The sequence below is a fragment of the Candidatus Thorarchaeota archaeon genome (assembly GCA_013388835.1).
Taxonomy (GTDB): Archaea; Asgardarchaeota; Thorarchaeia; order Thorarchaeales; family Thorarchaeaceae; genus JACAEL01.
Genome location: JACAEL010000014.1, coordinates 173,030 through 198,985, shown reverse-complemented (window position 1 = coordinate 198,985; position 25,956 = coordinate 173,030). Strand labels below are relative to the sequence as shown.

The 25,956-nt window shown below is 54.2% G+C and carries 19 protein-coding genes; 6 read left to right on the top strand and 13 right to left on the bottom strand.

Annotated features, from left to right (window positions below; all coding sequences use genetic code 11):
- Positions 1–122 precede the first annotated feature (122 nt).
- Positions 123–998: a zinc-ribbon domain-containing protein gene (locus tag HXY34_03115; GenBank protein NWF95109.1), complete on the top strand. Its 876-nt coding sequence runs from the start codon at positions 123–125 to the stop codon at positions 996–998.
- A gap of 12 nt (positions 999–1,010) precedes the next feature.
- On the opposite strand, the gene HXY34_03110 is transcribed toward HXY34_03115, so the two are convergent.
- A complete protein-coding gene (locus tag HXY34_03110) occupies positions 1,011–2,018 on the bottom strand; it encodes a hypothetical protein (protein NWF95108.1) in 1,008 nt (335 codons plus the stop codon).
- A 129-nt stretch (positions 2,019–2,147) separates the two neighbouring features.
- Positions 2,148–4,952 carry a DNA-directed DNA polymerase I gene (locus HXY34_03105; GenBank protein NWF95107.1) on the bottom strand — a complete coding sequence of 935 codons (2,805 nt, stop codon included), beginning with the start codon at positions 4,950–4,952 and terminating at the stop codon, positions 2,148–2,150.
- Positions 4,953–5,053: 101 nt separating this feature from the next.
- Here HXY34_03105 and HXY34_03100 point away from each other — a divergent pair, with 101 nt between their 5' ends.
- On the top strand, positions 5,054–5,497 hold the full coding sequence (locus HXY34_03100) for a DUF296 domain-containing protein (GenBank protein NWF95106.1): 444 nt from the start codon (positions 5,054–5,056) through the stop codon (positions 5,495–5,497).
- A 6-nt stretch (positions 5,498–5,503) separates the two neighbouring features.
- Here the strand turns inward: HXY34_03100 and HXY34_03095 are convergent, their stop codons facing one another.
- Positions 5,504–5,932 (bottom strand): HIT family protein, encoded by a 429-nt coding sequence (locus HXY34_03095; protein ID NWF95105.1) that lies wholly within the window; start codon positions 5,930–5,932, stop codon positions 5,504–5,506.
- 107 nt (positions 5,933–6,039) lie between these two features.
- Between HXY34_03095 and HXY34_03090 the strand changes: the two genes are divergently transcribed.
- Positions 6,040–7,227 (top strand): hypothetical protein, encoded by a 1,188-nt coding sequence (locus tag HXY34_03090; protein ID NWF95104.1) that lies wholly within the window; start codon positions 6,040–6,042, stop codon positions 7,225–7,227.
- Here the strand turns inward: HXY34_03090 and HXY34_03085 are convergent.
- From HXY34_03085 to HXY34_03060, 6 genes are all read right to left on the bottom strand, one after another.
- Positions 7,139–8,620, bottom strand: a complete 1,482-nt coding sequence (locus tag HXY34_03085) for a hypothetical protein (GenBank protein ID NWF95103.1) — start codon at positions 8,618–8,620, stop codon at positions 7,139–7,141. The two genes, HXY34_03090 and HXY34_03085, sit on opposite strands and share 89 nt — an antisense overlap.
- 64 nt (positions 8,621–8,684) lie before the next feature.
- Positions 8,685–10,322 (bottom strand): hypothetical protein, encoded by a 1,638-nt coding sequence (locus tag HXY34_03080; GenBank protein ID NWF95102.1) that lies wholly within the window; start codon positions 10,320–10,322, stop codon positions 8,685–8,687.
- 56 nt (positions 10,323–10,378) lie between these two features.
- Positions 10,379–12,481, bottom strand: coding sequence for an AAA family ATPase (locus tag HXY34_03075; GenBank protein NWF95101.1), 2,103 nt, complete (start codon positions 12,479–12,481; stop codon positions 10,379–10,381).
- Positions 12,478–13,788 (bottom strand): exonuclease SbcCD subunit D, encoded by a 1,311-nt coding sequence (locus HXY34_03070; protein NWF95100.1) that lies wholly within the window; start codon positions 13,786–13,788, stop codon positions 12,478–12,480. The genes HXY34_03075 and HXY34_03070 overlap by 4 nt, the downstream gene beginning before the upstream one ends.
- 10 nt (positions 13,789–13,798) lie before the next feature.
- Positions 13,799–15,577, bottom strand: a complete 1,779-nt coding sequence (locus HXY34_03065; protein ID NWF95099.1) for an ATP-binding protein — start codon at positions 15,575–15,577, stop codon at positions 13,799–13,801.
- A 9-nt stretch (positions 15,578–15,586) separates the two neighbouring features.
- Positions 15,587–16,882, bottom strand: a complete 1,296-nt coding sequence (locus tag HXY34_03060) for a hypothetical protein (GenBank protein ID NWF95098.1) — start codon at positions 16,880–16,882, stop codon at positions 15,587–15,589.
- 283 nt (positions 16,883–17,165) lie between these two features.
- On the opposite strand from HXY34_03060, the gene HXY34_03055 reads away from it, so the two are divergent.
- The 3 genes from HXY34_03055 to HXY34_03045 all read left to right on the top strand — a co-directional run bounded on the left by HXY34_03055 (position 17,166) and on the right by HXY34_03045 (position 19,707).
- The gene (locus tag HXY34_03055) at positions 17,166–17,861 is read left to right on the top strand and encodes an MBL fold metallo-hydrolase (protein NWF95097.1); all 696 of its coding nucleotides are present in this window, start codon (positions 17,166–17,168) and stop codon (positions 17,859–17,861) included.
- A 64-nt stretch (positions 17,862–17,925) separates the two neighbouring features.
- Entirely contained in the window at positions 17,926–18,618 is a 693-nt protein-coding gene (locus tag HXY34_03050; GenBank protein ID NWF95096.1) for a hypothetical protein, read from the top strand.
- 63 nt (positions 18,619–18,681) lie between these two features.
- On the top strand, positions 18,682–19,707 hold the full coding sequence (locus HXY34_03045; GenBank protein ID NWF95095.1) for a DUF11 domain-containing protein: 1,026 nt from the start codon (positions 18,682–18,684) through the stop codon (positions 19,705–19,707).
- Between the two features lie 57 nt (positions 19,708–19,764).
- On the opposite strand, the gene HXY34_03040 is transcribed toward HXY34_03045, so the two are convergent.
- Genes HXY34_03040 through HXY34_03025 form a run of 4 tightly spaced genes read right to left on the bottom strand, consistent with a single transcriptional unit; the run spans position 19,765 to position 25,896 of the window.
- Entirely contained in the window at positions 19,765–20,136 is a 372-nt protein-coding gene (locus HXY34_03040; protein NWF95094.1) for a hypothetical protein, read from the bottom strand.
- 38 nt (positions 20,137–20,174) lie between these two features.
- Positions 20,175–21,287, bottom strand: coding sequence for an archaeosine biosynthesis radical SAM protein RaSEA (locus HXY34_03035; GenBank protein NWF95093.1), 1,113 nt, complete (start codon positions 21,285–21,287; stop codon positions 20,175–20,177).
- 5 nt (positions 21,288–21,292) lie between these two features.
- The gene (locus HXY34_03030) at positions 21,293–23,233 is read right to left on the bottom strand and encodes a DUF5591 domain-containing protein (protein ID NWF95092.1); all 1,941 of its coding nucleotides are present in this window, start codon (positions 23,231–23,233) and stop codon (positions 21,293–21,295) included.
- Between the two features lie 14 nt (positions 23,234–23,247).
- A complete protein-coding gene (locus tag HXY34_03025) occupies positions 23,248–25,896 on the bottom strand; it encodes a DEAD/DEAH box helicase (protein ID NWF95091.1) in 2,649 nt (882 codons plus the stop codon).
- Between the last annotated feature and the right edge of the window lie 60 nt (positions 25,897–25,956).

Here is a 25,956-nt window from a genome sequence, read left to right as displayed (position 1 = left end):
GGCCCCGTTTCGAATTGTGCACTTCATACCCACCACAAATAGTTTCTGGCATGGCGGATTACCTGCGTAATACACGGGATTGTATTGAGAAGACATAATGGCAGTATGCCAACAGCCTAGAGGTGGCCATCACGAGATACAACGATGACTATGACGACAGGGCAGGCGAGCGTCCAGTGAAGCTTGATAGGACAGAGGGCTTTGTGGTCATCGAAGGCCGCGCATATCCTGCAAGAGAGTTGGTCGAGGCTCTGGCTCAGAGTGGCTATGCCGAGTTGAGAGCTGAGGGGGACACTCTTGTTCTCGGCAGGAGAAGGATCACTCCGGTCTACAAGTCCGTGCAGGAACGAGCAATGGCTGCTCTATGCCATGGCAGTCTGGCATACTGCTGTCCATTGGGTAAGAGATGCGTGGAGAGAGACCGCGCACTGGAGATGCTTGGCCTGACGCCCACCGACTATGAACGAATGAAGAGTGACTCGCATCACCGATTCTTGGGCCACTCCAGGGGCATAGAGGAGGCGCCAGATCAGTGGACGTACGGCAGAGGACGAGGACGGATAGCCAGTGGTTCGGCCACAGACCCAGGTTTCGGCACTGAGGACTATCGTCGCGACTTCGATAGCCTTGACTATGCCGTGAGGGCACGGTCCACTACACGAGACTGCGACAACGCTGGCAGCAGGGACGTCACAAGGAACAGAGATGGTTTCCGTCGGGGGGTGGGCGCGTATGAGAGACCCGTCCCTGAGAGCGGTCCTGACGGAACTGCACACGGCTCGCGACGTGGCCTAGACTCAGATGTGAGTAAGACCACATGTCAGTTGTCATCAAGAGAGCCTCATGAAGGACTCGGCGCCTTGTTCATGCAGGGTGAGCTGAGCCCCTTTGTTGACGATACGCGACAAGACAAGAGGAGCACCGTGTTCTGCTTCTCATGCGGAAAGACCATTGAAGCGGGCGTTTCAAAATGCCCGTACTGCGGTACTCCTCAGTAGTGGGTCATTGGTCTAATAGCTTCCAATGGCACTCTCGCGCCTTGTGGAGTAGTCACCCGGGTATTGAAGAGTGGTCACGATTCGGTCGATATTGCAGTCCTTTGCAAGGGCTCGGAGCTCATCAATCTGCTCGGTGCTTGTGACGCCCCATCGGAACAGTGACACACGGCCCCCACGGCGCTTGAACTCACCAGTGAAGTAGAGCGACTCGACGAGGTCGTTGTATTCCTTGGATCCCTTCCGTGGAAGAAGCGGGGACCACGGAAACAGGTTGATTAGAATGTTGCCTGTGACTTCTCCGAACTTGGTATAGTCATATCCGTACTGGTCCTTCGCGCCCTCAGAGAGACCTGTTATGGGGTCAATCAGAACCTCCACACTGAGCCGTAGCGGATCAGCTCTTCCAACCTTTGCATCTGCGTCCCGAGCGGCGTCTCGCAGATACGCAAGGCCTTGGGCCACTTTTTCTGCACGCCATCTGTGCCACATGGTGTGGTACTCGGGGTTCTCGGAGACGTACTCATACGTGAGCCTCTTGGGCTCTTGGTTCACCTTCGGGGCAAACTCCTTCTTGCACCGCTCACAGAAACAGAAGTGGTCGCCAATGAAGCCAATGCCAAAGAGGAATATCTCATTGATCGGGTAGCAGCCCAGCTCTCGTACTATCTCTGCACCATACTGCCAGAACTCCTCTCGGTTCGGGCATATCTGGTGGGTCATGGCCTTCCCCTTCGATGTCATCGTCTGATACTTCGGGTCACGAGCAAACCAACCATCTGTGTAGAAGTCCATTCCAGCCACAGAGTTGATGCTTAGTGCATTCGCCAACTTGACCCAGTCCTCAAAGAACTGGGTGTGTTTAGGGTCGACTGGAGCAGTCTTGCTCTGATAGACCGTCTGACCACTAGTTCTCTTGGCCACCATACCAACATCGGTGAGGTACGATCCATACTGGGAGAGGAAGTCCTTGGCAGACATCCCCACGTCCTCAGGCTGGAGTAGAACGAGTACCTTCTTCATGAAGATTTCTCTGAGATTGACTTTCATGTCTTTGTCCCCATCGGAGCAGAACGTGCAGACTAGAGCTGTATTGGGGATTCTCTATCACGTCCGATAAAAGAGTTTCTTGACCGGACTCTGCAGACACACTCAGAAGAACTGGTCCAGTGTTGTAAAACCAAGCAGCTCATCGAAGTCGATACCTACCGAGTCCAAGACCTGCTCGAACACGGACCTTAGCGTGTCGAGATACTTGTCCTTGTCAATCCAGTAGGTCGTGTCCCGCGCTAGCTGGACGGGTAACACACCATCACCCTTCGTCTTGATGTACTCGATAAGCGTGCCTGCCTGAATGTCGAAGCCCTTGGCTTCAAGCATCTCCGCGGCACGTACATGCTGTGGTTTGCTCTGGCCGTACGACCTGAGGTCTTTTGTCATCTGCACCCGATAGGCAAGCTCCTCTGGCGAGTAGGGCTCTCTCTTTCCCTCAAGACGGTCGAGGACTGTATTCACTATCCCTCGAATCTGGCCTTTGGCCGTTTCGAAGCCTTCAATGCTGTCCACTCGGCTGAGGACCTGAAGCATCTCCTTGAACGCGGCCTGGACAAAGTCAGGAGTGTTGCGTTTCTTGCCGCTAAGACCCTTGACCTCCACCTGCCCCGAACCATATACACCGATGTAGTTCTTCTTTCGCTCTGAGAGAGCCACATACTTGTAGGTCTTGTCTACCTCCAAGTCAATTCCGAGCTCCTCTGCAGACCAGCGGACCAACTCGCTCTGCTGCTCAGGAGTAGGACTGTCCAAGAACACAGAGTCGGTGTCCCCATACAGCACGCGGATGCCCATTGACTCTGCCTTTCGCTTCGCCTTCATTATGGCGTCGCGACCAAATGCAGTGACACTCTCGGCCGCAGGCATACAGAAGAGCTCAAAGTGCTGTGCGCCTGTGACGCCATATGAGGCGTTGACAAACACCTTCAGAGCCCTCTCCACCACGGAATACCAGTCACGGGTCTTGGTATCGAGTGACTTGTCCTTGCTCTTGGCCTTGAACCAGTCCACTCGGATGTCACGGAAGAAGCCAATCGTCTGGCTGATCATGCCTCTGTTCTTCTTGCAGGTCCAGTGGTCGGTCTCAGGAACACGGTTGTCAGTGGCGGCCTTACACTCTTCATGAGGACAGTCAACGGTCTCATAACTGATGTTGTGACGCTTCATTATGGTCGGATACAGACTCGCAAAGTCGAGCACGGTCGCATTGAAGTGCACACCAGCGATGGGGTCGATGACGATTGCCCCCTTGAACCGCTTGTCCTTGATTGTAGCCTCGGTCTGGGCCTCAGACGCCTTGAAGGTCTCGATGTCGACCTGTCGTGGGATCAGACAGCCACGCGAACGGTGCTCCTGTCTGAAAAGCGACTGAATCCAAGAGGAGATACCCTGCCTCGTGACATCTTCCATCGAGAGCCTTGAGATACGCATCAGAAGAACAATGAGTCTGAAGAGCAGTTCATTCTTGTACGTCGTTATCTGAAGGGTGATGCTCGCGTCCTGCCAACAATAGTGCGCGAGCTCATAGAGATGTATCAGTGATATCTCAGAGCTGATCTTCAGTTTCCCGACCTTCAGGAGACCCTTCGCTATAGAGTCCAAGTTGGTCTGTTCATATGCTCCGGACAGCGCATAGAGGCGTATTGATGGGTTCTTCAGGAAGCGGTAGAGGTCGACGTGGACGCCCCTTCGCAGCAGAGCGACATCCTTACCTAGGTATATGGGACACTGGGTCTTTATGTCAATCTTCAGTCGTTTGGCACGATTATACAGGTAGTTGAAGTCGAACGAGTCGCCAACGAACGTGATTACTACTGGGTACTTGTCAATTATGCTGAAGGCCTCAAGAATCATCTCGCGCTCGCTATCGAAGGCCACCACTTCAAGCTCGGCGGGAAATCCTGCAGACTTCTCGCCCCATGGGACCCCCTTGCGCTTCAATACTAGGCATTTGTTGAGCCCTTCGTTGTCGCTGAGCCCGATGGCAGTGACCTCGTTCTGAGCGACGTTCGGGTCAGGAATACGATTCACCTGGGGAGAGTAGACCTCGATGTCCACTGCGAGCCTCTTGATGTGTGGAACCTCTGCAAAGAACAAGGGAGCGTATGTCTGGACTATCCTCTCAAGTCCCTTCTCAGCCTTGACGGTCTCCATGAGTGCATCCATTGTTTTCTGGTCGATGACCGGGGGTGCTGGGGTCAGGACACCATCCTTGATGCTGTACATCATCCCTGCGACGATACCCCTGTCGTAGGTGTAGCAGTTCCGATAGCGGATGTTCGCTTCCCATGCCTTGTTGGCCCCACTGACAGGGTCGGTAAGCAGGTCCCTGATGGCACCGGTCCCGCCTCCTATAGCTAGCGGGTTGTTACCAACGACCTTGGTCATTGTGATGACTCTGTCGCGAAGCAAGTCCTTAAGCTGTACTGACTCAGCCTTCACAAAACCCGGATTGCGCTTGATCTTGGCCTCGACCTGTTGGATTGAGAGGTCCGTGTAGCAGTATGGTTGATGACCGGTATTGTCGAACCAGAAGAACACCTCCTTCGTGTCAGGTCTGTAGAGGCGGGCAATGGCCTTGTTCCGCGGGCCGTCGTAGTCAACTGAGAGCAGGAACGAAGCGGGCAGATTGTCGGGAGTGTCCCGAGGACCAATGATGAACTCGGCTGCAACTTCCTCAGGCTCAGCAGTGCTGACCTCTTCTTCCTCGACATCAGTTGCATCTCCAGTATCATCGGGAACATAGTCAGTGTTCGTATCAGTCGTCGACCGAGTAGCCTTGCTAGCAGGGGTACTCCGGTGCCCCGAGGATGTCATCTCTCTCCCTTCGTCTGTGCTCTCACAGTCAATGAAGTCATCCAGACAACCCTGTTTCTCTTCCGAGGCGTCTCTCTCTTCGTACACGAGTTGCACTCGAGCTATCGTGGGCAAAGGCTGGCTGATAAGCCCTTCCAAAGCGAGTGGTGAGCGTGAGATTCATTAGAAGACTCGCGTCAAGGTGGCATATGGTAGAAGCAACCGCATCCAAGCCCGCAAGAGTACTTGTATGCAGGCTCTCGGCGGGGGAGGACATTCTCAACTCGATTGCGGAAGTGGCACGCAGACACGATGTCAAGGCCGCGTACTTCATGCTCATAGGAGCGATTCGAAAGGCCAGACTGGGCTACTTCGATGTGCACGGCAAGCAGTACACGGAGATTCACATTGAACGCGACTTGGAGGTGGCCTCATGTACTGGCAACATAGCGCGGCTTGAAGACGGGGAGGTCATAGTCCATGCTCACGCAGTGGTGGCAGATGGGCTGGGGTCATGCACGGGCGGACATGTACTACAAGGCTGCGAGGTGTCAGTCACTGCCGAGCTCTTCATGACAGAACTTCAGGACCCGCTGGTACGCACCAGAGATGAAGTCACGGGACTGAATCTCCTTGACCTGAAGCGGCGCTAGGAAGAGTCACACGCCGCGGATAGCCTTGGCCAGCTTGTCAAGCTCGCTCCTGTCAGCCATCTTCTCACGGTAGTTGGGAGGAAAACGGAACCCAAATGGGTCACCCTTACTTCGGGGTATCACGTGGAAGTGAAGATGGGGGACCTCCTGACCAGCCCCTTCTCCATTTGCCACTGCACTGAGCACACCATCGGGGGACAGAACGGCTTTCACTCTCCGAGTCAGTTCGCAGAGCCTCCTTGCCATGTGCGCAACAACATCGAGGTCTACATCCAGCAGGTTCACAAAGTGCTTCTTCGGTATCAGCAGACAGTGGCCTCTGCTGACCGGATAGATATCCATGAACGCCATGCAGTGCTCGTCTTCAAAGACTACTGATGCAGGAATCTGTCGTTTCACAATCTTGCAGAATATGCAGTCATCAGTGTGTGTCATATGACACCTTATATCGTTCCGAATGATAAAAGCTTGGTCAGACGAGTACGGAAGTCTCATTAGTGGGCCTTCAGAGACCTTCACATGAGTTGAAACAGGTGGTATAGTTGAGCGCTGGCAGAAAGAAAGTCCTGTTCGATCAGACGCAGAACGACCGTGGGAGGATTGACTCCACATACTCGCAGCTTGCACAGGTCCTTCGTGACAATGACTTCGATGTGGAGCCATACACGGACTTTATGATTCTGCCCAAGACACTTGCGGGTTCAGACGTGTTCGTGCTAGCCTGTCCTAACAGCTCAAAACTGAGACCAGCAGAGATGGACGCGCTCAGGAAGTATGTCCTTGATGGTGGAGGACTGATGCTGCTGTCACTCTCCGGAGGCGATAGAGGGCTCATGAACAACATGAGTCAGCTCTCGAAGACATTCGGAATAGAGTTCGAAAACACGGCAGTCAAGGACGAGAGGAATAATGATGGAATGCCTACGATGCCCATCATCACGAACATAGTTGGTCATGTGGTGACCGAGAACATCAGCGAACTGCTAGTACCGGCCGCATGCACGCTCAGAGTCAGCGGGGGAGCAATGACTATTGCATCAACCTCATCTCAGGCCGAGCCACCAGCCGCACCAATAATAGCTATAGCAGAACATGGCAAGGGGAGAGTCATGTGCATTGGCAGCTACGAGGTTTTTCGAAGGGGAGGAGGACTGAAGAAAGACGACAACAGAGTCTTTGCGGTCAATGCATTCCGCTGGCTGGCGGCAATAACGCGTTCTGTGAAGCCCAGTGAGGTTGCAGCAGCACAAGAGGGGAAGACCACTCCGGGAACCGTCGCGGCTGTAGAGCAACGGACGACGGTTCCAGCCGACATCGACTTTACTCTGAAGAGGCTCGTCAATGCGGTCTTTGACCTGCAGAAGGACATAGAAAAGCTCACCAAGAAGATCGAGTCATCCGGTGAACGGATTGAAGCATTGAGGAGCCAGTTCCAAGAGTTTGCAGAGAAGACACAACAGCAGCTGGGACTGATGGTCCCAGCGAAGCAGTTCCGGACGGAAGAAGAGGACAGAGTCGCCGCATTAAGTGCTGAGATACAGGGTCTCGAAAAGGAGATCTCTTCAGTTCAGCAACTGAGGGACCATGTTGAAAAGAAACGCGCGTCAGGGACCATGTCACAGGAGACCTACGAGGAGCAGATCAAGAAGCTCGATGAGAAGATGGCCAGCCTGACAAAGACCATTGAGAAGAAGAAGGCGGAGAGGGCGAAGAGTCAGACTTTGGCCTAATGCCGGTCCCACGCGATGACAGCAGGTTGCTCTGTGATGACGCTGGGCCAAAGTCGAAGAGGTGTTCCACTCTCGGACCTGCAGCGAATAGCAGTAATATGACGACGACGAATGCGAGGTAGATGTTCCGGTCGGGCAGTAGAATAAGCAGACTCAGTGTGACAGGCCCGAGGACCATAGCTGGCGATGGTCTAATGGAGATGGAACCACGTTTGCACATACTCGGTGCTGAAAGTAGAGAGACGAGAGGCATGATTCCTACGAAGTAGTACTTGTAGACGCCCCTTGGCGCGAACAAGTGGACCCACAGAAACAGAAGTAAGGTCAGGTAAAGCACCGTTCGCCAGTATCCGTGGTCTGCGTTCTGGTCCGGGGTCTCACTAAGCATCAATGTGAAGAACAGGACACTCCCACCGACAAGTCCAGCTGAGGTCTCACTGAGGGCGTTGAGCAGCTGGTTCAACCAGAGCGGAGCCCCAACAGTGATGAACGGCACAACCACTGTGAGCGGGTGGTCATATGGTGGCGGACTTGATAGGCTGTTCAGATGCAAGGGACTCAGACGCTGAAACAGGGAGTAGAAGTAGTGCGGCAGGTCGTACACATATGGCAGAGAGAGAGCAATAGCGGTCAGCACTGCCACCATGGCATGTCTGACAAGGCCCTTCAACGTACTGATGACGATGGTACCATGCCTGTCGGGAGTCCTCTTGGAGGATAGATAGCTTTTCTTCAGGACATAGGCAATCAATGGTAAGGAGAGAAAGAGACAGATCTGCTTGAAGAACACTCCAAATACCATGCTCACTACTGCCGAAGCAGTCCGCCCCTTCACAACTAGGTAAAACGACAGCGTAGAGAAGAAGACGAACGGTGCGGGATTCAACCACTGGAATGCGGTGTAGAACAGGACCAATGGATTGAACAGGTAAGTGGCCGCCACACACAACCCAACCATTTCACTCCCTGAGAGCTCGCGCGCAATACCATAGAGCGGCAGAGCAGTCATGTAACCAAACGCTGTTAGTAGTATGGCGATTCCGAACGGGCCAAATGGCAGCAGCTGACCAAGACCACACAAATAGACGAAGAGTGGAGGAAAGTAGTATGGAGCATAATACTCCGTGCCGTGCGTCGTGGGATGCTCAAATTCAGCAGTATAAGGTAGGTAGCCAGACAGCAGTTGGTGACCCCACGTATTGTAATAGTAATCATAGTCGGCCCATCCCTCAAGGTTGAACGCAACTGTGAAACCCGGAAGAGCCAAGTAGAGCATACCATTCCAAGCGCCACGGTATGGCGCATCGCCGTTAAACAATGCCATGGCTTTTCCAAGTACCATCAGCCACACAAGCAGACTCCCCACAAAGACCACTAACTCGACGGGATGCATGACAACCCAAGTCCTAAGACTCGTCGCCAAACTACTGAGAGACCTATCCAGACGGGAAGGCACACTATGCGCATACGTCATTGTTGTCTGTCGCCTCTTGGAACGAACCATAGAGAGCCCTGTGGATGTTCGCTCTGACAATCAGATAGTGTGAGAGCATCGGTCTCAGAAGCTTCCGAGTCTGCGCAGACAAGCGCCTCGCCGGTGTTGTGATAGCAGCCCAGAGAACACCAATCTGACGTGCGAGAGCATAGGCGGCTGCAATCAGTATGAGAGAAACGAAGTACACGTTGCGATTGGGTACAAGGTAGAGGAGTGTCAAGGCGATGGGCATCCAAAGCATTGAGAACGAGAACGGGATGTGCTCTTCCTGACTTGTGACCATCTTCACGGATGAGAATATAGAGAAGAAGGGAGCAAGGAGGGTGAGGTAGTACTTGTAAATCCCTCTGGGTCCTGTGATGTTGACGAGGAGTATCATCATCATAGTGAAGAATAGCAGATGGCGGAAGTAGTAACGTCTCCGAGTCATGTCCTTGTCAATGAACATCATCAGGCCGAATGAGACAGCCAATGTGAAGGTCAGAAGAAAGCCATAGTACACGATGTAGTTCAACCCTGCAGCAAGGTCTGGCAACCCTACTAGAACGGGAAGGTGCTGCAGACGTATCGGCGAAGAATAGTCCGGAAGCTCTGTGAGCGACTCGATCCAGAAGCCACCGCTGGCGAGGCTCAAGTGGTACAGCATCTGAGGCTGTGCGATGTAGAAAGGGAACACTATGGCGCCCACAAAACCCAGGACCACAGCACAGCTGGTGACGAAACCTCTGATATCCAAGTATTTGGAGGGCCTGAGGAAACCCGCCTTGACAAGGTCAATCCCACGCTGAGGCCGCTTGACATTGTCGGGCTCAACGGATAGTGGCGCTTTGTCGCTGTCACCCTGGGCCTGATGGCCAGTTGAGTGGCCTGGGACCCGTTCCTTGACCAGAAGGAAGACAATCAATGGAATACCGAGAAGCCATGCGGTCTGCTTGAACAGTGCAGCAGTCACGATGAGCAGTGTGCCCGTGTGTCGTCTACCTACTGTGAGAGCATAGAAGCCGAGGAAGAAGAAGAGTATGAACGGAGCGGGATTCAGCCAAGCAAACACGGTGTGATAGAGCACTGCGGGATTGAGAAGATAGGTCAGAGCTGCCGCTTCGCCCACATGGCGGTTGTTCGACAGATTCTTGGCAATGCCATACACGGGAAACACTGTGATGAAGCCCATGATGACGAGGAGAAGCCCGATACCTGTGTTGTCTGGAGCGATCAGGACTCCAATCGCATAGAGGACGGCGGTCAGTGGGGGAAAGACGAATAGACCGTTCTCATTGGTAATGCCATTCATTCGAAGATATCCGAAGTCACTGTTGTATGGCATGACACCTCTGAGCATATTGTGTCCCCAGTGGACGTAGTAGAAGGAGTAGTCACCATACCCCTCGAACATATACTCCACTGTGAAGCCGAACACCTGGATGTCTCCGTTGCCAAGCCACACGCCACGGGAGTTCCAGTATGAAGTGTCAAGGTAGTCGGCCACTGCCGCACTGAAGACCGCACTCCACACCAAGACACCAACATAGAGAACGAGTATCAGGAACTTGTACTCGTACAGGAACCTTGCAGCCTTGGTCACGTCCCATCGGGGTGCCATGTCCGTCAGGAACAGACTCCAGTTGATATCTCTGCCGTTCTCTCCCTGTGGCTTCGCTACTCATCAGACGGGATGTGGAGCCGGGCTTCGCTTGATGCACCAGTGCGTGTCACATCAATTGTCGGGACATCCTCGTGACCCTGCACGTCCGTATGCGTGATGAGGAATATCTGCTTGAAGCTATGGTCCCGGGTCAGGCCATCGATGACTGCTGCACGTCGTGTCTTGTCAAGTCCCCCAAGAGGCTCATCGAGCAGCACGCATCGCACCCTCGGAGAGACCGCAGGACTACCCCTGAGAGGACGAACGCTGCTCATGGTCCGACTGATCCCCAGTCTGAGACCGATGCTCACTGCAGTCTTGTCTCCGTAGCTCAGCTGAGAGGTCTTCTTGAGCGCATTGTCGCGCGCATCCTGTACTTTCAGAGCCACTCCTTGACCCCCGATTCCTGAGGCAGAAGTAGGTACGAGGTCGATGCTAGTATACTGCCCTGACGTGAACTCGCGCACGTAACGATTCGTTGCACCGCGGACAATTCCAATGAGTCGCTTCTGGAAGACATAATCTGCAACAAAACTCTTGACCAGCTTCCTTCGCACGTACCTTGTATGCTCAAGGATCTTCTCCAGTGACTCAATCTCAGCTTGCAGTTGACGCATCAGAATCACCTTGGCCTCCTGCTCAGCGAGCGCGCGCTGTTCGTCTTGGAGTCGCTGTTCGAAGGACTCCAATTCCCCCTTCAAGCTCTCATAGCGAGTTGATGTCTGCTCTATGAGAGTATGGAGGTCAACGACGGCATCGACTCCGTGCTTCTTGAGAAGGCTCTCAATGCTTTTCACCCCAAGCGTCCTCAAGACTGCTTGGAGTTCCGCTTCCTTTTCCTCAAGTTGTTTCTTCGAGGCCTCTACTTCGGACTGGCGACTCCTAAGTCGTGACAGTCCCTTCAGAGCTCCCTCCACCACAACCATGCTGGCCCGGGTCTCACGAGATTCACCTGCAAGACGTGACCTCTCTGCCTTCAGCTCTTTGAGCGTGAGCTCACCCTGAGAGATTGACTGCCTGTACTCACTGAGAATGTGATTGCACTCGTCAGACGTCAGAGGTTTCTGGCATGTTGGACATAGCATGTCGGCGCGGGCAGACACGCGGACAGCTGATTCCAAGACGGCAATCTTCGCACCGAAGTCACGAGCGACCCCGTTGATGTGCCCGGTCTGCTGATCTATCTCCGATATCCGCGAGTCTATCGTTGTCTGTAATGAATTAAGACGTTCCATCTCCCGCTCCAGCTGGCGCTGTCTAGCCTCTATGAGACTAGGGTCGGTGTCCATTAGACCAGCCTCATCAAGCGCGTTCTGGAGGACCTCTTGGCGCTCGGCCAACTCCGCGGACTTCCGGTCGATGGCAGCAGACAGGTCGTGAAGAGCTCGAATCGCCGCTCGAGCCGGGAGACTCGCAAGCTGCGATTGGACTGTCTTCAGCTCCTCATTCTTGCCGTCATGTGCACGCTGAAGCTGCTTCACACTCTCGCGAATCTGCGAGGCATAGGCCTCGGCGGTCTCAGGACGCTCATAACTTGTGCGTTTGTCCTTCAGCTTGCCCTCGATGTCCTTCTCCAAGTGGTTAAGCTGCCCTTCCATCTGTTCGATGAGTTCTATGTTGTAGACCTTCAGCAGGAGCTCTCGAAGAGCTGATGGTGTCGAGTTGGCAATCAGTGCAACCTCACCCTGGCGTACTAGCAGTGTGTTAGTCGCTTGCTGCCATTCCAGATTCAAGATCTCCTGGAGGTTCCTCTCGACTGTACCAGATTTGTCCCCGACACTCTTCCATGCGTTGTTCTTCTTCTCATAGAGAACTACCTTCATTCCGTCCGCCGAGTCATAGGAACGCTCTATCTTGTAGACCTTGCCATCAACATCGAAGGTCATCTGAACACGGCACTGAACTCCTGAGAAGCTGACCAGGTCGTCATTCTCAACTCCGGATCCAACAGCCCTCGGCCCCCAGAGCGCCCACAGAATGGCCTCGAACAGGGAAGACTTGCCAGTGGAATTCGAACCGCGTACAAGGATGAGTCCCTCTGGCAACTCGCCCTCTTCGGGAAGCGTCAACCTTCGGTAGGGTTTGAAGTCCTTGACATCAAGCGTGAGTATCTTCACTCTCTCTCCTCCTCAAGTCCTTCAAGGGTCAGTTTCTCGTCGGGTCGGGTCACAGCGAACTTGAGAGCACCCACAGCAATACGAGTCAGTACTTCAGGATCATAACCGGAGTCCAGCTGTTTCGAGGACAAGAACTCCTTGAAGTCAGCCTCGGGGTCTGCAATGAGGTACTCAGATTCAATCTCTGGGAACGCAGATGCATAGTGTTCGGTATCAGACCTCTTAAGCGACCACACAAACTGAGAGATGTTGTAGCCCGAACCCTCAGTGAACACTCTTGACCTGAGCCCTTCAAGAGCTATGTTCAACTCATTGCCTCGCACTTGGGGAGAGTCATCAGTCAGAGCCAGACTGACACGTGCAGCAGTCCGGGGGTTCCACGCCGTCTTCAGTCCCTTTGACTCAAACCACTCATCGATAACTTCGATGGCGGTCTCTACGGTCATATCAGGTCTCAGCACAATCTGGTCGGTGAGGACGGGCCGCTCCAACTCAATCTTCTGTGGGGTGACAACGGGTGGCTGCCCCTTCTCAATCTCGACCAAGAGGAATCCCTTCTCGTGACGTGACTCGTCGAACCTCCAGCGCTCCGGAGAGCCCGCATACCACGCATCCTCCCGGTATTGGTGCTGATGGTGGTCATGTCCAAGAGCTACATAGTCATACTTGTTGCTGAAGATAGAGTGATGCAAGGTCTTGTCAATATCCATGCCGTGTGCGACCGCCACAGAAACCGCATCTCTCCTCGATGGTTTCTGGTGAATCGTGACCCAGTCATTGAAGTCTGAAACCAGACCCGCGGACTCCAAGAGCCCGGGTTCGATGTAAGGAAAGCAATAGACATCAAGTTCATCATACCTGAAGAAGAGAGGACGACCCTCGCTGAGGGCTCGCTTGAAGTCGACATAAGTGGCGACACTCACTCCGTCAAGAGAGATTCGCAGATAGTCGAGCAGCGACACCTCCATATTACGATATAGACCATGATTGCCTTCGATAAGAAGCACGGGAATCCCGGTCTTCTGGATGAACTGCTTGAGCACCAACAGAGCAGTCTCAAGGGCGACAGGAGGTGGACTCTGAGGGTTCTTGTCCCACGGGGAGTCGTAGAGGTCTCCTGAGTGTATCACAAGGTCCACTGGTGGGTCAAGAGCGGCGATTCTGTCGAATATCTCCGCGAAGCGTTCATAGAAGTCGTTCTCAAGTAGCCTCGCTCGCATCTCTACGCCCCATACGCCCGGTCGGACCCCCTCACGAGGTCGAGCGCCAAGGTGTGTGTCGGAAATGTGGGCAATGCGCTTCTTCATACGTGAGACCTCACAACATGTGTTTCTCGTCCGGTCTTGCCTTGGGCGACTTGTACTTGCTCCGGTCGCGCTTGAAGAGGTCATCGAAGAGGGGAATCTTTAGCGGTAGAGGCAGTTCGCGGTAGGATGCAGTCAGAATGGCCTCACCTCTGGCCATCACTCTGAACTCGTCCTCAAAGCCAGAGATGTTCACGCTCGCATTCTCTATGCAGGCCTTTATCTCCCGCTCATTGCCAAGTCGCAAGTTGATCTCGGTATTCATCTGGCTCAGGATGACATTATCAAGTACACTTACCTGTTGACTCACTACCAGGAGACCAATGTTGAATTTCCGTCCCTGCCTAGAGATGTCTTTGAACACGGACTGACCCTGCATGAGCTGGGGGTTGAGTATTGACGGCGCCTCTTCAACTGTAATCATGATCACCGGCAGTGTCCTAAGGTCTCTCATCGGAGCGGCATCGTCGGCGCCGCCTGCACTATAGAACTTCTTGGCCTGGGCCTTCACTCTTTCGAAGAAAGGCCTCGGAAGTCGCACCTGACCCTGAGCCTCGAAGTCACCTAGAGTGCCACTGCTCTTTGCAGCCCGCCTCAGGTCAGAAACAGTCCTCGTCACGACCGTGGTGAGGAGGAACTGCTCCATGTCGCTCAACAACGTTGTGTTGACTACCAGTACCCGCCCGGACTCCATTGCTGTATAGATATCACTGAGAATGGAGTTGCCACTGCGGGCGAAGATTGACGAGCGCTCTAAGACGCCCAGACGCCTCTGTACTGCATGTACAGTCCCACTTGGGGTCCCACTCGGGTCCTCGCTCATATCGAGTATCGCGGCGACCCAGTTCTCTCGTTCTTGTGCATAGATCGAGTCTATGAAGAAGGACATCTGAGGTGTGAAGTCCATGATGGAGTACAGGTCTCTTGGCTGAATCTCTTCCCACAATATGCGAATGTCGCGTCCATACCTGCTGATTTCTCGTGATGTGGCAGCCAGATGTGAAGTCAGGTAGTAGAAGTCACCTAGCACATCAGACCTAGTCTGTGGGTCCATCGCCTCGACGATGTCCTGAATGCCGTACTGGTCTACGCCTTGAGCGAACTCGTCATGCGGGTCAATGCAGAACGCTGAGACCCTCCTCAGACTTGCATCTTTGTTCCTGGCTGCTTGGAGGTTGTTGTCAATCATTGCTTTGACCAAGACCATCATCAGGTTGCTCTTGCCTGCTCCAGTAGAACCAAAGATTCCCACATGCATTGGGAGATACTTGGCAGGAATGCTGATTGGAACATCCAGAGTCGACTCGCCTATCTGAAGGTCCCCGACGTATATCTCGCCACCCGTCTGGGTGTCGAGCATCTCTCTCACAACTGCATCAGAGGTCCCACGTAATGGTCTGTACACATCGGCCAGATGGTCCGGCAGACGACGCGGAGACCTGAACTCCCACTGGTCATCCCCTGACTTGGGGTCCTTCTTCAGCTCGGCATAGCCCAGCATCTTCCCACCTACAGCGAGGAGCATGTTCCTCTCGATACCAGACAGATACGCGTCACCTTCGACCATCAGGGTGCCAGCTACCCTTGACATGTCATCCACATGCCGGAGGTAGTTCTCAAGGTCAAGCACTCTGAAGAAGAAGACCCGCTCGCTCCCGTCCCTCTTCGAGTAGATCATGAAGATCTCTCCGACGCTCACGTCCCTGTTGTTGCCCATTATACCCAGCATGGACTGGTTTCCAATTCCGACCTTTCCATATGGTTCGCCTAGTCTGTCTCTGTCGAGTGGCATTCGTTCACCTCACAAATTGAAGTCCTCTCGGAGAGGGTCTCCTCTCTGCTCGTCTATGCCCATCTCCATGCGAACATCCCGACACACTTCTCTTGCTATGCGCAAGTCCTCGTACGACAGCTTGCATTGTTCGTGAGCAAGAGCCAACGCTACAGGATACCCGTACCATCTTGCATCCCTTGACATGAACTCGATGTCGCGAAAGAGCGCCTGCTCATTCTCTCTGGTCGCAACTGGGTCGTCTTTCACATAGATGTTCTGAAGCCACCAGATCCTGTCAAAGTCGATTCTGGAGGGGCGGTTGTCCCTTGAGAAGCTATACAGGTAAGGCACGGCCAGTGTCGGAGGGATGTACGGCCGATTGGAATAGATTCGGAGTTCGCCTCCGGGGTCTTCTCTACCAGGGAGATGGCAGAACCACTTGGCTCCGTTTCCATACTTCTGCTGGGCAAGGCGCCCGATACGGTGAGCAAAGGGGATTGTGTGATTCTTGCTCACAGCACAGAGTATGACGCCCTCCTTTCTGGCAAGTGCACACAGCTCACGAAGCATGAACCCACTTGGCATAGAGGGGTACTGGCGTGTGGGATGCATGAAGATTGAGAGAGCACCGTCCAGAAGCAGATACTTTGGATGGACACTGCTCGTCAGGACCGCTCGTGCAGCGGCGTACTCGGCGACTGTTCGAAACTGCTCATGTACCACAGACTCGGTCAGAATCTGAGCCCTGGAGATGAGGGACTCCATGGATAGTAGGGCAGAGATTGAACCAGCGTATTCAGAACCCTCGAGGTCGGCCATCGACGTTATCTTGCCCCTCGTGAAGTCGGTGAAGAAGGGCAATACTAGCCGGTTGAGCTCCTTTAGAGGATAGATCTCCATGAGGGTCTCAGCCAGCTTCTTTCGTGCGTCATTTCTTACTCCGGAATGCCAGTGGGTGTCCAGAAAGGGCTGACTATGACCGACAAGCGACTCAATGTGATTGGCATCGAGCGGCCTGAAGAGTGACTCGCCATGAGTGTTGGAGTCGAGGATGACTGTCGCAGAACTCACCAAGTGCACACGGACATCGTCGAGGACTGAGAGGCTGTCTGAGCCAGAACCATCAACTGCGGCTACGAGAAAGTCCTCATCTAGTACAACGTCCTGTGGATATGGTTGAACTTCAGCGAGAAGCTTGTCCCTGATTCTTGGCTCGTCCTCTTTGAACTCCTGAAGGTCCCTGCGGTCCTGTTGTGCTTCGATGTCTGCGAAGGTCTTCTTCAGACATGTCCTGAAGCTGTCGGTCAGTATCTTGTCAAGCATTGTGAGGCCCCGGAACGGAACAGGAGTGTTCTATGCACTTGTCATTACAGGCTCATAAAAACGTACCACCCCAGTTCGAGTCACTGGAATCGACTCGTACAAGATGCACATCGATATGCCGCAGACCGCCACATCCTCAATCTGGTCGGTCACGGAGTAACGGGCAGTGCGCTCCCCAAGGTGAGAAGAGTGCCTATGCGCACATTACTTAAAAGTCGGCAGCATACTCTCAAGTCAGATAACTCTGGCTGCGAGGACCAAGCCGGACGCGGGAAGTGGTACATTGCTCAAAATCACTCACTACGGTCACACCTCCTTCGTCCTAGAGTCGAAGGAGACCTCAGTGCTACTCAACCCGGGAATATGGGATGGAACGAAGACGGTTCCTGACAACCTAGATGTAAGGCTGATAATGGCGACTAGCCACTTGGATGATGCGCTGGGAAATGCCGTAGCGATAGCGGCCAACTCGAAGTCGTGGATTCTCGGCAATACCAAGACCATCGAGAGGGCAAAGGAGCAAGGCGGAAAGGCATGGCTTTTGCACGAGCTAAAACCAGAAACGCCCTATGAGATACCGGGACTCAGACTCACACCGTATCCGCTCCAGAGGGGCGGCTCCGGAACGGGACAGACGGTCGAGAACCTTGGTTTCTACATTGAGATGGGACACATGAGGGTCGGATACCTCGGAGACACGTTGATTCGTGGACCGTTTGGACAGCTTGAACTGGACATCCTCATCACGCCTATCGGTGGCGGTGAGGTGTTTCAGGTCAAGGACGCTGTCGCACTCTGTACCGACTCCAAGCCGAAGCTCGCAATACCGATGAGGTGGAGTGCGGAAGATCAGCCCACTAAGTTCGTACGCTACGTGGAGCAGTTCGTTGAGGGCTGCACGCCTCTGAGGATGGAGGCGGGCCAGTACGTCGAGGCACAGTGGGCCGCAGGACATGAGTTCAAGTACCAGATGTCCTAAGTCTACACTCGGTCGAACGCAGCAGAGTCACCCGGGAGGGTGACAGAAAAAAGGGTGAGCCTAGTTGACGGACAAGAATACAGTCATAATAGACCTAGAGGAGTCGGAGAGGACTCAGACCGGTGAACTGAGTGAGATAGTTTCAGTCGAAGCGTCTGGTGTCCTGAGCGTGAAGAACGTGTCCGACAAGAACAGGATATGGAATGTGAGAGTCCATGTCGCGGGTTCTCGTGACAAGACGAGCATATCAGAGGATGTCATAGGCGTTGGTGAGGTCGATGCTGGCGGGACATGGCAGACCCAGTACCAGATACAGATAGACCGGCCCATACTCACATTGACCGAGACCTTCGACACATGCTGTAGCGTCTCCACGCCAGAGGCACACTGGGCGTACGTACACGGAAAGGAGAATCCTGTACGGATTACACTCAGGGTGAAGAACGAGAGCGATGGGCAACTCGATGCACTGGTCATCAACAAGACAGTGCCCCCTGAACTGTCGAACATACGCATTGAGAACGTCCAGTCTGGTAACGCCTCGTTTGACGAGAGCCTTCGAGTAATTGTGTGGAAGGACTTCATAATCTATCCTCATGAGGACTCTGTCTTGACAGTGACAGCCACGGGCACCGTAGACACTACGGACCCAAAGAATGCAGGAGAGGTCTCCGTGACCTATCGCGGAGAGTCGCTTCAGAGATCCTCGCTTGACCCGGACCTGACTGCCCTCACTGACTTCATGACAGGTATCTAGAACGCAGAGACACAGCCAAACCAGTGGGAATCAACACTCGAGTGTCACAATGACAGCTCGCTGATGGTCCGTCTGGACAAAGCGGAGGTCTTCCTGACTCCCGAGGACGGCGGTGAAAGAAGGAAGATGATTGACGCGGCTCCGCACGCAGAGCTTGCACCGGGAGCGACATGGAGCGAGAAGTTCCAAGTTGCGAGCAAGACGCCTCCAAAGTGCACACATGAAGTCGTCTACACACCAATGCGGACTGTGACCAAGAGAGTGCTTGGTGTTGTGAAGAAGACCGCACAGACAATCCCGGTCGCATGTATAGAGTACGTGAAGGCCTTTGACCCACCGGAAGTCAACAGCTTCGACAAGACGCCTGTGGAAGTGACCATTGAGGTGAAGAACACAGGGTCCGCGCGGTTGAACGAGGTCGTAATCGAAGACCATCTCCCTGACGATGTGATGCCTCCAAAGAGAGAGCACATAAGATTCTGGGTTGCTGGCACGGAATACAAGAGTCCAGTGGGTATCACGATAGAACCGGAGGACCAGGACCCAACAAAGCCTCACAAGCTCACGTTCCGGCTGACCGACCTGAAGGACTCTGTCGGCGAACTACGACCGGGACAGAGTGTCAAGGTCAACTATGCGATAATGGCGTGGAGGAACCGACCTGAGAAGGAGTATCCCAGTCCGATACACTGCAAGGCCAACACGTTCCCCGCAGGGCTTTATGCCGAGGCTGCAAGCGCACAGGATGGCCACAAACTCGGGATTGTGTACAAGAAGCGTGCCATCTCGGTCAAGAAAGGAATCAACAAGGGCGCGAATGCAGGCGAGTACAATGTAGTGCTGGCTGTTGAGAACAAGGGACAGGTGACTGTTGAGAACGTCAGAGTCACTGACTGGGTGCCGGCTGCCTTCAGCTACGTGTCTACTGAACCAGTCGGTGAAGAGCCTGTGAGCAAACCTGCGACAGATGGCACCATAATGGAATGGACTTGGGCAAGGATGAATCCCGGTGAAGCGAAGAGGCTGACCGTCACGGTCCGTGGCAGTGGCGAATACGAACGCCGGGAACCAGAGGTTGTCTCTGACTAGGCTCTGTACAGACCTCCCGTAGGCGAGTGGGGTGGCTCAGCCCCCTCGCCACCAATGCTAATTCTCAGTATGTTGTTCTCGTTCCAGCTCGTGCTGCTCCCGCTCCACCTCCTGAATCTCGAGCCTTGTACGCGCTAGTTCCCTGTCGATGTCATCAAGCGGAACGTAATCGTCCTCTGCATCAGCGAGGGATGTCTCAAGAGTGTATAGTACCTTGAAACCAGACAGAGTCTTGTGCAGTGCACTGGATATCTCAAGGATGGCGCTCCCAATGTCTGTATCTGTGACTGCTGCACCGTGCCTGTAGATGAAGTCGTAGGCACCACGCACAGGGGTGAAACCCAGGGTCATCAGTTTCTTGATGACGGTTGCTGGAGATGCTCCCTCGCTATAGAACCACACACTGACTCGTGTCACGTATCCGGGCATGTTGATGTTTACCTCCGATTGCACTTCAGATAGTCAATCTATGGACCCTTGCGTTTATGAAACGATTTAGTACCGAGCAAGTCCAGCTGCGTGATTAACGAGACATCCTCGTGGCGTAGCGCATTGCGCCACAGTTCTCTGCACCAGCACTCGAGGGCATCGAAGTGTCGCGTGTCCTGATCAAGAGAGAATGCCCGGACAGCACTGGTGAACTGTGTATCGCACGCCCCACAATTGTGTGGGCCTCTCATCTTTCCAGACGCTGCCGGCTCACACAGGATAGGAGTGCTCTTGCTCGGGCGGGACCTACTCAACCTGAGCACTTCCACCACGGTCCACAGCCAAGGAGGTCTGTACTCCCCGGAGGACCAGAGGCGTTCCACAAGAGTGTCCCTCTGTATGTCCACGGGGTTGACTGACACTGAAGACACCCCTAACCGTATCGCCTCCTCAATGGTCGCTGTCGAATCGAGTAGCGCATCTCGTTCGGTCAGAAATGGAGGCTTCAATAACACATAGGCCCTTGTTCCCACACCATGGTCAAGTGCAAGCCGTACTGCATCCGCGAACTGCGCATACGTGAAGCCCTTGTTGATGCACATCGACCGTATCGAGTCGTTGATTGTCTCAAGACCCATTCCGAGTTCGACCAGACGGTCTCCGAGAAGATGGCGAACCTCCACAAGTGACGCCTCTGTGACATACTCCGGGCGCGACTCGAGCACCACCTGTCGCACGTCTTGCTCAGCAGATATCATCTCAAGTATTCGCCGACGGGCATCAGCGGGGACCTCTGAGGGGTCAAGGAAACTCCCACTGGTGTAGATCTTCACCACAAAAGGTGGTTGTTCTCCCTGCAGGTCTTGAAGTGCAGTCCTGAACTGCGTGACAATGTCCTCGCTGCTTGGTGGTACGCTGTTCCCATCAAGGAGATAGCTGCACATCGTACATCCGCCGGCTGGCCCTCGGGCATGAGAGCAGCCCACTGTCGAGAGGACCACAGCGAGTGCCGTACCCTTGTCACCAGCCAGTTGTATTGGGGACTTCCACTTGGCAGCAGGATGCGTCGGATTGCGCTTCTTCCTTCTCTGAATGGACTGTCCCCGGGCTCTCAGTGTGGCATTGACTACTGAGTTAACTAGGAAGCTCATCTCCATCACACCTTCTTATGCCTGAGTGAGACCGCTCGTCCATTGTCAAACTCGCACATCTCACGACCGGACATCTCACTCTTGCCCACTCCGACTACCTCTCCGTCACGGTTGACTACAATCACCTCATCACCGGGCCGTATCTCTGGGTCCGCGTCCTTCACACCCACAGCAAACAGAGAGCCACCCGACAGAGACTCCCCGTCAAACTGGACCGTCCTGCGACCAAGTGGAGCAAGCATGGCACCACCAACAATTGTCAGAGAGAGTGTCCCGGTCTCACTAATGAACGAACACGTCTGCTCCTTGTTGTATCTGCACACCACAGTCCGGTAGAGCTTGCCGTTCAGCTGCGACCCCGGAGGAATCACAGCAAGTCCGGCGCCCTGACCAAACTGGAAGTCCGCTGTTGCGCGAAGAGTCTGCTCAAGGTCTGCGGGTCTGCCTCCTTTCAGAGACAGCACACTCTTCAAGTCCTCAAGGGTCTCTCGCAGATGCCTCAACGAGTCAGGACTCGCTGGTGGATGGCCCTCTGTAGTGTAGACAATGCTCTGTCTGACTCGGGACTCCGCATCTCTCACAATCGAGGCATAGCCTTCGCGCACATGAGCCACAACGACTGCTTCCTCATCGAACTTCGCGAGGTAAGAAACCAGAGCCTCAGTGGCGAGACGGGTCTCTTCCGCATCCCAGTCACCAGTCACGGGTATGTCGTAGTTGGCCGCTGGAAAGACGCGTTCAAGCTCTCTTGGGACAAGACCTAGCGGGGATGTCAGGATAGCCTCTGCTAGACTCTGACGACTGTCAACGAGAGCGGACTCGATGACAGCACGAAACAGGCGGTGAGACTTGGAGTCGGAGTAGGGCTTCTTTGCGGAACACGGCAGCAGCAGTACAACTCGTTTTCCATGCGGGGGAATGTAGACATCAGCGACTCGTTCACGGAAGCGCCTCACGGCAGGCGAATTGTAGGACTCGGGGCCAATCAGAGGAACCACTCCGGAACCGATGGTGGGTGTGAACTCCTCCAGAAACGGATACGCATTATGGTCGACATGTCTCAGAAGCGCAGCCATTCCTGGAGAATGATGAGTCATCGACTCCACAAGCGGCCGCAGCTGGCCAAGGCCCATGGCATGTATGGACCGGGAGAGAACGCCAATGTAGACGTGCTGATTGTGCTTGGCAAGGAGAACACTCAGTTGGTCATAGGCCACTTGGGTTAGGTCGATGTCGCTGCAGGCAGGACACACGCAGTATCTCGATGGCACATCTTTACAGCCACAGATGTGCTCGGCTGAAGACTCCCAGAGTCGCACAGAGGCCGCAGCAGAGTACTCTCCCATTCCGGCGTCGAATATGTCGAACCCAAAGTAGTAGAGAAGTGGAATCATAGCAGGCTCGATGTAACCAATCGCCAAGGCCAGCCAGTTCCGCGGAAGGAGTGTTCTGAGTCGCAGTGACCGAAGGTCAGCGGGTCCAAGACGACCATCGAATGCGATAGCAGCAGCGCTCAACCCGGCGCTGGAGGCGTCAGAGAAGAGCTCTCGTGCATCCGCAGCCCTAATCTCCGGCGGGACTCGCAGGACCGCTCGCCTGGAGAGAGTCGGGACTGAGAAGCTTCTGACCAGTCTTATCTGACTCCGTAGCAGGTCCGCTGCTGCTTCAGGTCCCAGCATTGAGGATGCGGTTATCGAGGGAAGAAGGACAAGGTCCGGAAGAGAGGAGAGGTCTGGAAGACCCTCAAAGAGGACGGAGGGCAATGCTCCCACGGTCATGCAGCCCTCTGGCGGCTCCTCGCGACCCAGTGCGAAGTAACGAACTGGCAGAATGTGGGCATTGGAAGACCCCATGAGCAGCGGAGTTGTGAAGTTTCCCGACCCACTACGGAGGGTGCCCTGCCGTGCAGGACCATCATGACCTCTTCCAATCAGAAACTGAGTCATCTATGAAGGACCCCCTAGACAAGGGGCTGGTAGCCCAGATACTCCTTGGTATCAATGACAGTCTCTGTACTTGCCAGAATCTGTCTTACACTGTCGAGTGCACCAAGTTTGAAGAGGGGTCTGTTGTTATTGCCACACTGATAGGAGTACGTGCACAGCGGGCAGCCATCAACAGTCTTGCAGTCACAGGTCGCCAGTATTGTCTCCATTCTTGTGAATGCCTCATCCAACTTTGAGAAGAGCAGCTTGGAGGCGCCGTTACCTCCCGGACTGCCGTCATATACGAAGATGATGCCCGAGTCGCCCATTGAGACACCGCCTATCTCCCGTGTGCTGCCGCCAGTTAGCATGTCACTCGACTCGATCAACACATGCTCAAATGCATGAAATGCGCCTCCAAAGAGCTCGAGAGGACCAAGATGTGGGCCCCCTGCGTCCTTGAGCACACCCCCCGTGTAGTCACTGACCGCCTTGGTCGGTTCCGGTACTCTGAAGGCGAAGCCTCTTGTCAAGTAGCGATAATCAAGGGGAGTCTGCAAGTCTGCCTTTCCCACAACCCGACCACTGCGAGTCTCCTTCTTGACATATCCGTATACGGTCTGAGTCATCTCCAACGTGCAGTAGATGACATCAACCCCAAGAGTGCGGGCGGTCTCATGGACCTCTATTATCCGGGGCATTGTGGAGTAGAGCGGTCGTGTGTGGATGCTGCGGTCCGGACTCTGGACTACGGTTGCACGGCCAAGACCCGGAGCATACTGGAAGTCAATTGAGATGTAGTTCTGTCCCCCATGAAGGTATACTGCCCCCGGATGAAGCTCCTGTGCAGCCATCGGCATCGTACGCTCACCCAAGACCTTCTTTCCGCTCCGGATCTCCACCGTGTCACCGATGCCCCGGATGTTGTATCCGCGCCACTCCTTTCGAGCCCTGTCAGCGTCTACCACACGCACAAGCCCATTCTCCTGCACCGTCAGCAGACCGTCAGAGCACAACTTGTCCAGAATCCTCTTCTGTCGTTTGAAGTCCGATGCCTTCAGTCGACCACTCATGGCTGCAGCAATCAACTGGTAGTAGCCTACCACCTCATTGTCCGGCTCCATGTAGGCCGCATCAACATCCGTGAAGTACTTGTCCGGGCGGTGGCGGTAGAATGATGAGATTGGGTCGTTCTCCCGCAGAGCAAGGACCGCAACGCTCTCCTGACCCTTCCGACCCGCACGACCAATCCGTTGGGTAAGTCGAGTGATTGAAACAATCATGCTGACCACGCTGTCAAGATCGCCAATGTCGATTCCTAGCTCGAGGGTCGGAGTGGAAACGATTACAGGTAGCTCACCGGTCTTGAACTTCTCTTCGACCTCGTTTCGATAGCTCTTGGGGAGTCCGGCACGGTGCACCATTGAGGCGAAGCCCTGTTCCTTGATGAGCATATTCAGGACCTCGGCCTCTGAATGCGTATTGCCAAAAACCAGTGTCTTGAACTTCCCTCGCTGAAGCATGCCCACTAGGTCAACAATCATGCTATACTTACTTCGGCCGCCCGGGTAGTACATCATGAAGTGAACAGGACCGCGTCTGGCAGTCTTTGACTCTATCAGTTCAACCTCCGTGTCGAAGAGCTGCTCCGCGAACTCCTTCGGGTTGGCAATCGTTGCAGAAGCACCAATCTTCTGGAACGAACCCGATTCAAGCTCAAGTCTCTTGAGAATGTAGTATACATTGGTGCCCATAGACCCTGTGTACAGGTGAATCTCATCCAGCACGACATACTTGACCGACTGGAGGAGCGGAACAAGCCGCGACTGGTCCCAACCCAGGTGGTAGTGGAGCACGTCGGGGTTTGTGAGAAGTATGTCAGGGGGCTTCGCGTAGATCTGATTACGCTCTCTCTCGGGTGTGTCCCCGTCAAACACCTTGACTGAGAGGTCCGAGGCTTCACACATCTCCGCAATCTTCTCATACTGGTCTCTTGCCAGAGCCTTTGTTGGATAGATGAGCAGCGCTCTGATGCCAGGGTTAGCGAAGACGTCGCCAACCGACACCACCAGCTGCCTTATGATGGGAAGGACAAAGGCCTCTGTCTTTCCCTGTGCAGTGGGGGCAGCTATCACTACATTTCGCCCAGCGAGAATGGCATTGTAAGCCTCTTCCTGATGCCTGTAGAGCGACTCGATGCCTTTCGCAATGAGCTTGTCCCTCAGTCGGGCTGGGATCTTTATCTGTTCGAGCCGACAACCATACTCGGCCTCAGTCGAGGTCATGTAACGATAACTGACAAGGTAGTCTCTTCCGCTCATCAGAAGTGTGGCTATTTCACGGGGCATTGTTTCGAGCTTGGCGCCACCCCGCTCCACAATCCTCCGGACCTCCTCTTCGGACTGCACACGCATATCCAATCCGGTTGCCTGCTTCTTTCTGGTCTTTGCACGCGGTGCGGACACTGCCGTCTTCTTAGACCGTCCAGAGGGCGCCTTTGCAGGAGCCGTAGAGAGCTGTGTCTTTACACTCAGACTGTACTCCTCATATGCGTCAAACAGGTCCTTCGACCGGCCATCCACAAGGAGCTGAGAGCCACAACCAGTGCATCGTACCGTCCAGATGTGGCCGCCCTTGTGAATGTCCAGTCGAGAGCCACACTTTATACAGTGAAGAACAGGCACAGCATTCACCGGCGATAAGATTACCCCAAGCCGAGAGACTTATCAAAGTTTAGCACGGGC

Coding starts and splice junctions, on each gene's coding strand:
- HXY34_03110 (NWF95108.1), bottom strand. CDS start 2,018: ATGAAGAAGGTACTCGTTCTACTCCAGCCTGAGGACGTGGGGATGTCT.
- HXY34_03100 (NWF95106.1), top strand. CDS start 5,054: ATGGTAGAAGCAACCGCATCCAAGCCCGCAAGAGTACTTGTATGCAGG.
- HXY34_03095 (NWF95105.1), bottom strand. CDS start 5,932: ATGACACACACTGATGACTGCATATTCTGCAAGATTGTGAAACGACAG.
- HXY34_03085 (NWF95103.1), bottom strand. CDS start 8,620: ATGCATCCCGTCGAGTTAGTGGTCTTTGTGGGGAGTCTGCTTGTGTGG.
- HXY34_03080 (NWF95102.1), bottom strand. CDS start 10,322: ATGGCACCCCGATGGGACGTGACCAAGGCTGCAAGGTTCCTGTACGAG.
- HXY34_03070 (NWF95100.1), bottom strand. CDS start 13,788: ATGAAGAAGCGCATTGCCCACATTTCCGACACACACCTTGGCGCTCGA.
- HXY34_03065 (NWF95099.1), bottom strand. CDS start 15,577: ATGCCACTCGACAGAGACAGACTAGGCGAACCATATGGAAAGGTCGGA.
- HXY34_03060 (NWF95098.1), bottom strand. CDS start 16,882: ATGCTTGACAAGATACTGACCGACAGCTTCAGGACATGTCTGAAGAAG.
- HXY34_03045 (NWF95095.1), top strand. CDS start 18,682: ATGGTCCGTCTGGACAAAGCGGAGGTCTTCCTGACTCCCGAGGACGGC.
- HXY34_03040 (NWF95094.1), bottom strand. CDS start 20,136: ATGCCCGGATACGTGACACGAGTCAGTGTGTGGTTCTATAGCGAGGGA.
- HXY34_03035 (NWF95093.1), bottom strand. CDS start 21,287: ATGAGCTTCCTAGTTAACTCAGTAGTCAATGCCACACTGAGAGCCCGG.
- HXY34_03030 (NWF95092.1), bottom strand. CDS start 23,233: ATGACTCAGTTTCTGATTGGAAGAGGTCATGATGGTCCTGCACGGCAG.